This is a genomic window from Microbacterium horticulturae (assembly GCF_029094505.1).
GTDB lineage: Bacteria > Actinomycetota > Actinomycetes > Actinomycetales > Microbacteriaceae > Microbacterium > Microbacterium horticulturae.
In genome coordinates, this window is the sequence record NZ_CP119108.1 from 2435448 (window position 1) to 2448092 (window position 12645).

The window sequence follows — 12645 nt, forward strand, 5'->3', positions numbered from 1 at the left end:
TGCCTCCGATCGGCCCGCGAGCGAAGCGCGTCGAAACAGCGGGGGTGCGCGCATGACGACGGAGTATGGCAAGGCGCTGGCCGCGGCATCCACCGCCATTCCGGGGCTCGTGGTGTGGGAGCTGCCCGTCCACGGTGACAACCGCGGCTGGTTCAAGGAGAACTGGCAGCGCGAGAAGATGACGGCGGCGGGGCTGCCCGACTTCGGACCCGTACAGAACAACATCTCGTTCAACGACGCGGTGGGCACGACGCGGGGCATCCACGCCGAGCCGTGGGACAAATGGGTGTCGGTGGCCACCGGGCGCATCTTCGGTGCCTGGGTCGACCTGCGCGAGGGACCGACGTTCGGCGCGGTGTTCATGTGCGAGATCGACCCGTCGCGGGCGATCTTCGTGCCGCGCGGCGTCGGTAATGCCTATCAGACACTCGAACCCGACACCGCATACAGCTACCTCGTGAACGACCACTGGTCGCCCGACGTGCAGTACACGTTCCTCAATCTCGCTGATGAGACCACGGCGATCGCGTGGCCGATTCCGCTGGAGCAGGCAGAGCTGTCGGCGAAGGATGCCGCGCACCCACGCCTCGCCGACGTGACCCCCGTGCCGCCGCGCAAGACACTCGTCGTCGGCGCGAATGGTCAGCTGGGCCGCGCGCTGCGGGAGCAGTGGCAGGATGCTGCACACGTCGAATTCGCGGCGCGTGACGACCTCGATCTCACGTCGCCCGATCTGGAAGCGGCCCGACACTGGCGCGACTACGACACGATCGTCAACGCCGCCGCCTATACGGCCGTCGACGCCGCCGAGACCGCGGAAGGCCGCCGCGATGCGTGGGCGGCGAACGTCACCGCCGTGGCCGCGCTCGCGCGCATCGCGACCGCGAACGGTCTGACTCTCGTGCACGTCTCGAGCGATTACGTCTTCGACGGCACGAATGATCGCCCGTATACCGAAGACGACCCGATCTGCCCGCTCGGCGCGTATGGGCAGACGAAGGCCGCGGGCGATGCGATCGTCGCGACGGTTCCGCGCCACTACGTGGTGCGCACCTCGTGGGTGATCGGCGAGGGCAAGAACTTCGTGCGCACGATGGCTTCTCTTGCCGAGCGCGGCATCGACCCGAACGTGGTCGATGACCAGACCGGGCGCCTGACCTTCACCGGTGAGCTGGCCCGCGGCATCCATCATCTCGTGAGCACATCCGCGCCGTATGGCGTGTACAACCTGACGGGCGCCGGTGCCCCGACGACGTGGGCGGATGTCGCGCAGCGCGTGTTCGCGTTGACGGGCAACGACCCGGCTCGGGTCACCGGGGTGTCGACCGCGGACTACTTCGCGTCGGGGACCGCCCCTGTCGCGCCTCGCCCAGCGAACAGCATGCTCGATCTGCGGAAGATCACCGCCACGGGGTTCGCTCCCACCGACGCGGACGACGCTCTGGGCGCGTACCTGGGACGACCACGCCTCAGCGTTTGATTTTCGACGCCACCGAGCGGGCCTTGCGCTTCAGGCGCTTCAGCGTGCTTGGGCCGCCCACGTTGCCATCCGCGAACGGCACGGTCGCCTGCACCGGTGCCTGCCGGGGCGTGTAGCCGAAGCGCGTGAAGTCGTCGCGATAAAAGTCGCACACGAACTCCGTAAGCTCGTCTGGCATCTCAACCTCGGAGCTAGAGAAGCCTGCTTCCTTCTTGGAATTGAGCGCGCGGCCGCCCGCGGTCACACCGATCTCGAAGCGACGGTTCAGATCCGACAGCATCTCGTCGATCCCGTCTTCCAGGCGATATACCCGAGCCGCGGGCATCCAGAACTCGTGTTGCGGGCGCAGGTGGTTGTCAAGCACGTAGGGATTCGATTCGTACGCCCGGAACTGCTTCCGCGCCCACGCGGACACGACGTCGCCCCGGCGCGACACCGTCTTCTCTTTGCGGTGCTTGTACACATATTCCGAGCGGAAACGAGCTACCGGATCGCGCACGACCATGAAGACCAGGTCGAACCGGTCGAGGCGAAAGATCTCTTCGAGCTGCGCCGCATGCATGTGCTGCGGGGAGCACGTGCGGAGGTGGTTCATGCTCTTCTGACCGAGTTTGCGATCGAGGTATTCGGTGACATAGCCGCTGTCTCGGAATGCATTCTCGATGCTCGTCCCCCCGCACTTGGGGACGTGGATGAAGAGGATGTTCTTACCGTTCTTACGGAATACCGGCATGGTTCTCCTGAGATACGTCGACGCGGGTCGCGAGACTGGCGCAAGCAGACAGTTGCGGCAACGGAAGATGCCCGCGAAGCGGTCCGCCCGTGCACCTGCTCGACGATAGACCCGTCATCTATGTGGCTTCATGGTAGCGGCGATGAGGAGCGTCGGAAGGATGTCTGCTGGCGGAACTCTCAAGTACCTCATTGAGTCGCCGGTTATGGTGCCGCACATGGCGAACCCGAACGTCTTGTCCCCGATCGTCCCGTACTCCAGCGACACACGTCTCCTGCACATCGGCCCGCACAAGACAGGTACGACGAGCATTCAAGCGGCCCTCCACAGCGCCCGCGCGGAGATGTCGCGACAAGGCGTGCACATGGCCGGTCGCAACCGGCATCCGATGGCTGCGGTGCTCGCCGGGGTGGGCCGCCCCGCACCGAACTCGAAGGCCAAAGAGGCACCGTCGCGTGCGAAATGGGCGGCACTGCTGCGCGATATCCGCAGCGCGCGCGAGCCGCGTGTCGTGCTCAGCAGCGAGTTCTTCGCCGATGCCCGGCCCGAAGCCATCCGCCATGTCGTCGACGAGCTCGACCCGTCGCGCGTACAGATCGCGGTCACGCTCCGACCGCTTGCGAAGGTCATCCCGTCGCAATGGCAGCAGTACGTGCAGGCCGGCCTACGCACCGACATGGTGCGCTGGCTCGAGGGCATCTTCGGTGAGCATCCCGAAAAGACCACGCCGTCCTTCTGGTACCGACACCGCCACGACCATCTCATCGAACGCTGGGCGGCTGTCGCGGGCGCCGAGAACCTCACCGCGATCGTCGTCGACGACCGAGATCACGACGGCGTGCTGCGGATATTCGAGCGGCTGCTCGGCCTCAGCGACGGACTGTTGGTCGCTGACCGCGATCTGAGCAACCGGTCAATGACGCTGCCCGAGATCGAGGTCGTTCGTGCTTTCAACCAGCAGTATGCGAAGACGCAACTCGGCCGCGCCGTCCATGCCAAAGCGATGAGGTTCGGCGCTGCGCTCAACATGAAACAACGAACTCCGAGCCCTGAGGAGGAGCGGGTCGCGGCACCGCAATGGGCGATGGACCGCGCGGGCACGATCGCGCGAGAGATGGTGGCGAACATCCGCTCCTCAGGGGTGCGCGTCATCGGCGATCTCGACCTGCTGACGACGGTGCCGACGGGGTGGGAGGAGGGCGACCGGCCACCCGTGCAGGTCACCCCTGAGATCGCGGGGAAAGCCGTGATGGGCGTGCTCGAGTCTCTCCTGGCCGACGCGGCATCGACCGACGGCAAGGTACCCACGAGCCGCGATGCACTGCTGGAGGCGATCCCCGCGCGCGAGCTCGCCGAGGCGCTCGTCGACCGCGTCACCACGAAGGTCGGCACCGCGCTGCGGCGCAGGCCCTCGAAGTGAGCCCGGCGCTCATTCGATTCTCTCGACGAGCGCGGCCCGCACCTGGCCCACCGCGTCGTCGAGATCGATGACGGACGTGTCGATGACCACGTCGGCGTCATCGGGCGCCTCGTACGGCGACGAGATACCCGTGAAATCGGGGATCTCACCCGCACGCGCCTTCGCATACAGCCCCTTTCGGTCACGCGCCTCGCAGACATCGAGAGGCGTGCTGACGTAGACGAGAAGGAACGCCGCGCCGGCTTCGGCCGCCAGTTCGCGCACCCGCTGCCGCGCGGCGGCGAACGGTGCGATGGGCGCGGCGATGGCGATGCCCCCGTGGTGAGCGACCAGAGAGGCCACGTATCCGATGCGCTCGACGTTCGCCTCGCGCGAGGCGCGGTCGAACCCGAGCCCCCGCGAGAGAAACTGGCGCACCTCGTCGCCGTCGAGCTGCGTCGTGCGCATCCCATCGTCTTCGAGCTCGGCTCTCAACGCCGAGGCCACGGTTGATTTTCCCGAGCCCGAGAGTCCGGTGAACAGCACGACGACTCCGCGGCGCCCGACGCCCGCCAGGGCGCGCTCAATGTCCGGCGCCTGCGCCGGCATGTACAGCTGATTGACGGCGTCGCGTCGCACCGTCGCCAGAGCATCGATGCGTCGCTGCTCGTCAGTCGGCCGGTCGTCGGACACAGCGCGTACCGTCGCCGCTCCGCACCCGCGTACGACCTCAGCAAACGCAAGGGCTCCCACGGAGAGCGTTTCGCCTGATTTCTCCTTCGGCCATGGCAGCACAACGGCACGAGCAAAGTGCCCGGCGTCGCGCAGCGTCGCCGCGAGCTCTTGAGCGGCACGGGCCAGTCCCGCGGCGCCCACCTGCCCGGCAGCGACCGTACCCCGTGCCGCCGGTGCAACCACGACGATCTGCCCACGATGGCCGGCGAACGCCGCGAGCGCGCGATCGATGTCGCCGCGGGTGGGCGGCTCGGCGAGGGTCAGGGCCGCGGCATCCGTCAGCTCCGTACGCAACTGCGCGGGAGCGATGCGCACCATCGGGTCCCACTGCGGCCCGGGAGTGTGTGCGAACGGTTTGAGCGCCGTGACGAGGCCGCCGTCGACGCGTGCCAGCGGTGCGTTCTCGGCATCCGTGAGCACCGTGCCATTCGGCACCTCGCCACGGGCCGGATTCGGAATGCCCCCGCCCAGCGCCAGCTCGAGGATGTCGAGTTCGGAATCGGTGAGGACACGCACGGGGCGCTGCAGAGTCATCGGGTTCCTTCCGGAGGCGAGTGATGCTGTGCGTCGGGGCAAGGAGGCGGGACGTTCCCCGACGGTTTGGCGCGGGCACGGCGCTGTTCGTGCTTGATCGCGGTGTAACGGTTGCGGATGAGGACCCACAGCAGCGGCCCCAGGATGAGAGCAGCGATCGTCACTCCGAACACCCATTCGGTCGGCACGCCGGTGAGCTTGAGACCCGACGCCAGCAGCAGGATCGCGAGAACGCGGCGGATGATGCCCCCGGGCGCCCGGCTGGAGACACGGGCACCGAAGAAGGCCCCGGGAATCGCGCCGATCAGTAACGAGACCGTCAGCCCCAGCGAGAAGTCTCCGTAGAGGAGGTGACCGAGGGATGCCGCGGCCACCAGCGGCACCGCCTGGACCAGATCGGTGCCCACGAGCTGCGATGCCTTGAGCCCCGGGTACATGAGCAGCAGGACGACGATGATGATGGATCCTGCGCCGACCGAGGTCATGCCCACGAGCAGTCCCGCCACTGCACCGAGGAGCACGGTGGGCACCGGCTTGACGACGACATCGGGGCGCGTCGGTTTCGCCGCGCCCTCGCCCAGTGCAGTGTTGCGCTGGAGCATGCCCAGCACGGCACGCACCACGAGACCTGCCGAGGCCAGAAGCAATGCAACACCCAAGATGATCTTGAGAATCTCGTTAAGGGATTCGCCGAATGGCAGCACCCGTAACAGGATGACGCCCGAGAAGGCAGCGGGCACCGACCCGACGCACAGCCACAGGACGAGCTTGAGGTTCACGGTCCTGCGCCGGAGGTGTACGTAGGCTCCGGCCGGCTTCATGAACAGGCTTGCGACGACGTCAGAAGAGACCGCCATCAGCGGATCCACGCGGAAGAAGAAGATGAGCATGGGGGTCATCAGAGCTCCCCCGCCCATTCCGGTGAGGCCCACGACGAACCCGACGAGCAGGCCGCCGAGAACGAGACTGAGGTCGATGCTCATCGCTGTACGGGCTGCTCCTCGTGTGTGACGAACGAGGTCGTGCCACAGGCTGGGAACATGCCGCAATGGTAGCCTCGGGCTGGTTTCGCGGACGGGCGTCTGTCATCTACGCGAAACAATCTCCAGCAAGTCGATAGGAATACAGTGACGACTCCCTCCGCCACGACGGACGACCACGCGTTCGCCGCCGAGTTGGCGCTCGGTGCGGGTGCGGTGCTGCTCGCGCTGCGTGCGGACGTCGACGAGACGGGGGATGCCGTCGACACGGCCGCTCTCAGAGACCTCGGCGATGCACGGGCGCAGGACTGGCTCGCCGGCGCCCTCGCCGCCGGCCGTCCGGACGACGCCGTCCTCTCGGAGGAGGCCGCTGACGACCACGCACGCCTCGATGCCGAACGCGTATGGATCATCGACCCGCTCGACGGCACCCGTGAGTTCGCGGAGCGCACCGGCGGCACCTGGCGGACCGACTTCGCCGTGCATGTCGCCCTCTGGGAGCGCGGTCTCGGCCTCACCGCCGGCGCCGTCGCACTGCCCGCTCGTGCACAGGTATATCGAACGCCCCCGACCGCGGCGGCACCCGATGAAGTGGCTGTCGCCGCCGTGCTGACCGGCGACCGCGCGCTGAGAATCGCCGCTAGTCGCAGCCGGCCGCCCGCGTTCGTCACGGCTCTGGCCGAACGCGACGACGTAGAGCTTGTGCCGATGGGCTCGGCGGGCGTCAAGGTGATGTCGGTGGTCGACGGCACAGTTGACGCCTACCTGCACGCCGGCGGGCAGTACGAATGGGATTCGGCGGCGCCTGTGACCGTCGCCGCGGCCGCCGGCTTCGTCTGCACCCGCCTCGACGGCTCGCCGCTCGTCTACAACCGCGCGAACCCCTGGCTGCCCGACCTTTTCGTCAGCCACCCCGCCTTGCAGGCCCACGTGCGCAGCCTGCTCGCCACCGTCGTCACTCCCGATCAGGAAGGTACCCAGTCGTGAACACCCACGTCTTGAGTCAGCTCCGCAGTCTGGAGGCTGAGAGCATCCACGTCTTCCGCGAGGTCGTCGCGGAGATGCAGCATCCCTGCCTCCTTTTCTCGGGCGGCAAAGACTCGATCACCATGTTGCACCTGGCCGAGAAGGCCTTCACGCCCGCGCGCATCCCCTTCCCGATCATGCACGTCGACACGGGGTTGAACTTTCCCGAGGTGATCGCTTGCCGTGACCGCTGGGTCGAGCGCACGGGCGTGCAGCTCGTCGTGGCCTCCGTGCAGGATGCCATCGACCGCGGCCTGGTCACCGAGCCGCCGAACGGGTCGCGCAACCGCATCCAGACCCCCGTGCTGCTCGAGGCGGCCGAGAAGAACGGCTTCGACGCGCTGTTCGGCGGTGGCCGCCGCGATGAGGAGAAGGCGCGCGCCAAGGAGCGCGTCTTCTCGTTCCGTGACGAGTTCGGTCAGTGGGACCCGAAGAACCAGCGTCCCGAGATCTGGAGCCTGTACAACGGCCGCGTGCATCCCGGCGAGAGCATCCGGGTCTTCCCCCTCTCGAACTGGACCGAGCTCGACATCTGGTCGTACATCGCCGAGGAAGACATCGACATCCCCGAGCTGTACTTGGCCGCCGAGCGCGACGTCGTCGAGCGCGACGGGATGCTGTTCGCCGTGAACGACTTCATCTCTCTCAAGGACGGCGAGCAGCTGCAGCGGCGGTCGGTGCGCTACCGCACGCTCGGCGACGCCAATCTGACCGCCGCCGTCGAGTCGACGGCATCCACCTTCCCGGCCATCGTCGAAGAGATCGCCTCGGTCCGCATCACCGAGCGTGGTGCGACGCGCGGGGACGACAAGGTCAGCGAGGCAGCGATGGAAGACCGCAAGCGAGAGGGCTACTTCTGATGGCAACCGACCTGTTGCGGTTCGCGACCGCAGGCTCCGTCGACGACGGCAAAAGCACGCTCATCGGGCGGCTGCTGTTCGACTCGAAGACGATCTTCAGCGACCAGCTCGAATCGGTCGAGCGGGTGTCACAGAGCCGGGGCAACGACTACACCGACCTCGCACTGCTCACCGATGGCCTGCGTGCCGAGCGCGAGCAGGGCATCACGATCGACGTGGCATACCGCTATTTCGCGACGCCGCGGCGCAAGTTCATCATCGCCGACACCCCGGGACACATCCAATACACCCGGAACATGGTCACCGGCGCCTCGACCGCCGATGTCGCGCTCATCCTCGTCGACGCGCGTAAGGGTGTGGTCGAGCAGAGCCGGCGACACATGTTCTTGGCCACACTGCTGGGAGTGCCGCACATCGTGGTGTGCGTGAACAAGATGGATCTCGTCGGCTATCACGAGGACGTCTTCGAAAAGATCCGTAGCGAGTTCACCGACTTCGCCTCGCGGCTGCGCGTGCGCGACCTGTCGTTCATCCCGATCTCCGCGCTGAACGGCGACAATGTCGTCGATCGCAGCGAGAACATGCCGTGGTTCGATGGCTCGCCGCTGCTCAGCCACCTGGAGCGGCTGCACGTGGCCAGCGACCGCAACCTCACGGACGTACGCTTCCCCGTGCAGTACGTGATCCGGCCGCAGCAGCATGAGCACCGTGACTATCGCGGGTATGCCGGGACGGTCGCGAGCGGCGTCATGCGTCCCGGTGACCCGGTGGTCGCGCTGCCATCGGGGCTGGAGACTACGATCGCCGGAATCGACACCGCCGACGGGCCGGTCGCCGAGGCCTACCCGCCCATGTCGGTCACGGTGCGACTCACAGACGACATCGACATCTCGCGCGGCGATATGCTCGCTCGTCCGAACAACACCCCGGCGTCGCTGCAGGACATCGACGCTCAGGTGTGCTGGATGGACGAGACCGCGACCCTGATGCCGGGCAAGAAGTACGCGATCAAGCACACGACCCGCTGGGCGCGTGCCATGGTGAAGAACCTCAACTACCGCATCGACGTCAATACCCTGCACCGGGACGAGGCCGCCACCGAGCTCGGTCTCAACGAGATCGGGCGCGTGCGTCTGCGCGTGACGCAGCCGCTGTTCGTCGACCCGTACCAGCAGAACCGCGAGACCGGCTCGTTCATCCTGGTCGACGAGAGCACGAACAAGACCGTGGCTGCCGGCATGATCGGGAGCCTCCCGCACACTGCATGATCGGCCGGGGCTGAGCTGCTCGCTACGTGGCGGGGGCGGCTCAACCCTGCAGAATTCGACGGCCGAGCCGTCGCACGTGTGTACGAGCCGTCGCGAGACGGCCCACAGGTGTTTGCGTCGGCGCAGCGACGACTCCCCCGCCCGCAACACGGCGGTCGAGCTCAGCCGTCAGCGCAGCGATCTGCGCTTCCTCGCCCCGTTTGCCTGCGACCACAGCCCGGAGCTGACGGCGCACCTCGGGTTCTTGCTGCCGCCCGGGCCGATACCCGAGGGGTGAGAACGATGGCCGGACCGTGCGCTCAGCGGCGATCCCCGCCGCTGTCGTCCGGTGCCGCAGCCAACGGACACGATCAGCGATATCGGTTTCGTATCGGGGACTGGCCGGCACAAGCGGGCGAACGGGCTCACGGAACGGCGCCGCCGCAACCTGCTCTTCATAGGCGGGGTTGGCGCTGCCGTCCTGCCCGATGTGTGTGAGACCGTTGACGTCGAAGAATCTCATGAGGGTCTCGAACCGCGGTTTGAGTCCGCGGTTGTAGGCGGACCAATCGGACTCCGCGAACAAAGACTCGACGGTGGCCTTCCGACCTGCCGTAGCCAACTTGTGCCGAGGGATCTCGTGGTACTCGGCGAGCTCAAGCGTCCGGGAGTCAAATGGCAGAATCGTCGCCGGCGTCCGCGACAGGAGTGCGGCGATCGTTCCATGGATGCGTGTCCCAACCGCGTAGTCGAACTCGGAAAGACTGTCGACCCACGTACGGGAATCGAGCGGGAATCGCATCCTTCCTTCTCGATACAGCACGTGCCTGGTGTGCGTTGGCAGGACGGGATCATACTTTCCGGGAAGATCCTCGCCCCACAACATGAGCGCGAGATCGGTGTGATTCTGTGGAAAGTAGACCGCATTGCGATAGGTATCGAGCGTGCGTCGCACGAACGGAACGACCTGTTTCGCATACGGAGAGATACTCATTGCGATACCACTGTCCGGGGTGGGCGCGTCGCCCACCACGACGGTGTTCTCTGGGCCGCGCAGATACACCGCCGGGCAACCGATGACTTCGACGTGCTCATCCCCGAATCCCAGTCTCCGCAGGAACAGCCGCGTCTGGTCGCCGCGCACACCGATCTTCGCAGAGTGGTCCAGTACGGCCCGCGCGAACCTCGTGACGACGACTTCGATGTCATCGCTGAGTATCGTGTCTCGCTCAATACCGAATTGGGCGCCCACGCCGACCACAGTCACGGGGATCGTGAGACCCTCGATGACCTCGGTCAGCCGGCGCAGCGGGTCAAGGAACCGGCGGCGGAATGCGTTCGCAAGCGGGATCACGAAGTGGTCGAACTCCCGATCGATCCGGGCGATGTGACGGCGAGTGCTGTACTTCTCCGTGACGTACGAGTCAGCCACGACGTCATTGTCGGGTGTGGACAGCAAGCGATGCACGGAGTCCGCGAACAGGAGATTCCCGACGTTGCTGCCGAACACGCCACTGTGGCCATAGGCGAGTGCCGCTTCGGCACTGATGGCCGTGCGGGGGTCTTTTGCAGCACGCAGCAGATAGCGGGTCAAAGACATCCTCGTAATCGTTCCAGGAATCGGGGTCGTCCAATTGTCCCGCACGTCGTCGCCTGGAGAAAACTCCGAAGCCATCGACTCGGTCCTCGCAAACGAAGTGGCTTTGTGAGAACCCTTTCACCATTATTGTCGCCAATTTTGATTGTGATTCTGGCTGCAGTGGGTCTACGGTGGGCACGTCGCGGCGGTCCGCCGCGCTTTCTCGTTGGAGAGGACATCGATGTCATCACGCAATATCGCGCGGAAGGCCTCGCGCCTCGTTGGTTCGTCTCGTTCCCGCCCGCATCGGAGTGTCGTCGCTGCAGCGGTCGGCACGGCCGCTCTGCTCAGTCTGGGTTCGCTTCCCGCAATGGCCTCAACCGGTGGCCACGGAAGTTCTGGCCCGCACCCCCGAAACGCGAAGGGCACGTTCGATTCCCACCTGCGTTTCGACAACAGCGACTACACGACGCTCACTGTCACCGTCGACGGCGCGCCCACGAAAGTGCGGTGGTACAAGGAGATCTGCTACGTCGCGAACCCGCAGAAGATGGCCGACACCCAATCAGGCATCTTCGGCACCTCGACCATCGCGAACCCGGAGTGCGGCTACCAGAGCATGAACATCTTCGTGCCCGAGAGCGCCTTCCACGATCGATCGACCGCGATCTACTTCGGCGTGAACAACGCCGGATGGATGAGTAGCTACGTCGGCGCTTCGGTGACCGACGGGGCAAGCTTCGATAGCGCGACGAGCAATGTCGGCGCCGCGCTGAAGGCCGGTTACGTATACGTGGACGTCGGCACGCGCAGTCGTGGTCTTGTGGCCGCCGACGGCAGCTACGCGGGCAAGGCGCCGCACGTCGTCGTCGACGCGAAGGCCGCGATCCGGTACCTGAGACTGAACGACGCCCGCATGCCCGGCAGCGCCGAGCGCATCGTGCTCAATGGCACGAGCGGTGGCGGCGGGCTCGGCGCGATCGTCGGTGCCTCGGGCAACAGCACCGACTACCTGCCTTACCTGAAAGAGGTGGGCGCCGCCGGTGTCACGAAGTCCGGAAAGTCCACCCTGCGCGACGACGTGTTCGCGGTGAACATCTACTGCCCGATCACCGACCTCGGCAATGCCGACATCGCCTACGAGTGGCAGTTCACCACCCTCGGCACGCGGGCGGCCACGGCCGACCTCGGCAACGATCCGGCGCCCGCGGTCTCGGCTGAGCTGGCGTCCCGCTACGCGAGCTATCTGAAGAGTCTGCATCTTCGCACTTCAGACGGCCGCAATCTCACCGCCGACACGATGATCGCCGCGATCAAGAAGGAGGTCATCCGCTCGGCCGAGACCTACATGAAGGCCGGTTCGGCGAACACGATCCCCGATCTCGGCGAGCAGATCACGTATACGACCGGTGGGTTCGGCCAGCCGCCGACAGAGCATACCTACACGAACGACTGGATCGACGTCGACAACGCGAAGAACAAGGTCGTGTCCCTCGACATGGCCAAGTACTTCCAGTTCGTCGTGACGCAGGCGACACTCAAGACGGTGCCGGCCTTCGACGCGTGGGGCCTCAGCAACGCCGAGGCCGGTCGTACCGAGTCGACGCTGTTCGGCACAGCTGAGCAGGAATACTCCAACTACACGGCCTACAGCTGGGACAACAACGACGTCGCCGGCGACGACAGTGGGGCGGATGACACGGGTCTGACCTGGTCGCAGTATGCCAAGCGTGACGGCCTGGCCGCCGAGCAGGTGCACCTACTCGATCCAATGGACTACATCGGTACGAAGGCCACCACATCGGCGAACTGGTACATCCGCGTCGGCACGCGCGATCGCGACACCGCGTTCACAGTCGGCCTGAATCTCGACCGTGCGCTGGCCGCTGACCACAGCGTCGACGACCTGAATTATCAACTCGCCTGGAACCAGCCGCACGCGGGCAACTATGACGTGCCCGAGGCGATGGCCTGGATCGCGAAGGTACTGAAGGAGGCTGACCGGCGGCAGGGCCACCACGGCCGGTGAGTCCCAATCGACAGAGCGGGCACCCTGGCTGCAGAAGCCGGGG

Annotated in this window: 10 protein-coding genes; 6 read left to right on the forward strand and 4 right to left on the reverse strand. The window is 66.1% G+C overall.

Features of this window, described 5'->3' with window-relative positions; genetic code table 11:
- The first annotated feature begins 52 nt into the window (after nt 1-52).
- The gene (locus PU630_RS11710) at nt 53-1480 is read left to right on the forward strand and encodes a bifunctional dTDP-4-dehydrorhamnose 3,5-epimerase family protein/NAD(P)-dependent oxidoreductase (protein WP_275277244.1); all 1428 of its coding nucleotides are present in this window, start codon (nt 53-55) and stop codon (nt 1478-1480) included.
- Here PU630_RS11710 and PU630_RS11715 read toward each other — a convergent pair.
- Nucleotides 1470-2213 carry a sulfotransferase family 2 domain-containing protein gene (locus PU630_RS11715; protein ID WP_275277245.1) on the reverse strand — a complete coding sequence of 248 codons (744 nt, stop codon included), beginning with the start codon at nt 2211-2213 and terminating at the stop codon, nt 1470-1472. The genes PU630_RS11710 and PU630_RS11715 overlap by 11 nt on opposite strands.
- 217 nt (nt 2214-2430) lie before the next feature.
- Here PU630_RS11715 and PU630_RS11720 point away from each other — a divergent pair, with 217 nt between their 5' ends.
- Complete coding sequence (locus PU630_RS11720; protein ID WP_275277246.1) at nt 2431-3633, forward strand: hypothetical protein; 1203 nt, start codon at nt 2431-2433, stop codon at nt 3631-3633.
- Nucleotides 3634-3642: 9 nt separating this feature from the next.
- Here PU630_RS11720 and cysC read toward each other — a convergent pair whose 3' ends face one another.
- Nucleotides 3643-4881, reverse strand: coding sequence for an adenylyl-sulfate kinase (gene cysC / locus PU630_RS11725; RefSeq protein WP_275277247.1), 1239 nt, complete (start codon nt 4879-4881; stop codon nt 3643-3645).
- A complete protein-coding gene (locus PU630_RS11730) occupies nt 4878-5864 on the reverse strand; it encodes a sulfite exporter TauE/SafE family protein (RefSeq protein WP_275277248.1) in 987 nt (328 codons plus the stop codon). Before PU630_RS11730 ends, cysC begins: the two co-directional genes overlap by 4 nt.
- Before the next feature lie 144 nt (nt 5865-6008).
- On the opposite strand from PU630_RS11730, the gene PU630_RS11735 reads away from it, so the two are divergent.
- The 3 genes from PU630_RS11735 to cysN are packed head-to-tail and all read left to right on the forward strand — an operon-like array spanning nt 6009 to nt 9015.
- On the forward strand, nt 6009-6848 hold the full coding sequence (locus PU630_RS11735) for a 3'(2'),5'-bisphosphate nucleotidase CysQ (protein WP_275277249.1): 840 nt from the start codon (nt 6009-6011) through the stop codon (nt 6846-6848).
- Nucleotides 6845-7747, forward strand: a complete 903-nt coding sequence (cysD, locus tag PU630_RS11740; RefSeq protein ID WP_275277250.1) for a sulfate adenylyltransferase subunit CysD — start codon at nt 6845-6847, stop codon at nt 7745-7747. Before PU630_RS11735 ends, cysD begins: the two co-directional genes overlap by 4 nt.
- A complete protein-coding gene (cysN, locus tag PU630_RS11745; protein ID WP_275277251.1) occupies nt 7747-9015 on the forward strand; it encodes a sulfate adenylyltransferase subunit CysN in 1269 nt (422 codons plus the stop codon). The genes cysD and cysN overlap by 1 nt, the downstream gene beginning before the upstream one ends.
- 40 nt (nt 9016-9055) lie before the next feature.
- Here cysN and PU630_RS11750 read toward each other — a convergent pair whose 3' ends face one another.
- Nucleotides 9056-10594, reverse strand: a complete 1539-nt coding sequence (locus PU630_RS11750) for a polysaccharide pyruvyl transferase family protein (RefSeq protein ID WP_275277252.1) — start codon at nt 10592-10594, stop codon at nt 9056-9058.
- A gap of 349 nt (nt 10595-10943) precedes the next feature.
- Here PU630_RS11750 and PU630_RS11755 point away from each other — a divergent pair, with 349 nt between their 5' ends.
- Nucleotides 10944-12602: a subtype B tannase gene (locus PU630_RS11755; RefSeq protein WP_275277253.1), complete on the forward strand. Its 1659-nt coding sequence runs from the start codon at nt 10944-10946 to the stop codon at nt 12600-12602.
- The last annotated feature ends 43 nt before the right edge of the window (nt 12603-12645 follow it).

Coding starts and splice junctions, on each gene's coding strand:
- PU630_RS11710 (WP_275277244.1), top strand. CDS start 53: ATGACGACGGAGTATGGCAAGGCGCTGGCCGCGGCATCCACCGCCATT.
- PU630_RS11715 (WP_275277245.1), bottom strand. CDS start 2,213: ATGCCGGTATTCCGTAAGAACGGTAAGAACATCCTCTTCATCCACGTC.
- PU630_RS11720 (WP_275277246.1), top strand. CDS start 2,431: ATGGCGAACCCGAACGTCTTGTCCCCGATCGTCCCGTACTCCAGCGAC.
- cysC (WP_275277247.1), bottom strand. CDS start 4,881: ATGACTCTGCAGCGCCCCGTGCGTGTCCTCACCGATTCCGAACTCGAC.
- PU630_RS11730 (WP_275277248.1), bottom strand. CDS start 5,864: ATGAGCATCGACCTCAGTCTCGTTCTCGGCGGCCTGCTCGTCGGGTTC.
- cysN (WP_275277251.1), top strand. CDS start 7,747: ATGGCAACCGACCTGTTGCGGTTCGCGACCGCAGGCTCCGTCGACGAC.
- PU630_RS11750 (WP_275277252.1), bottom strand. CDS start 10,594: ATGTCTTTGACCCGCTATCTGCTGCGTGCTGCAAAAGACCCCCGCACG.
- PU630_RS11755 (WP_275277253.1), top strand. CDS start 10,944: ATGGCCTCAACCGGTGGCCACGGAAGTTCTGGCCCGCACCCCCGAAAC.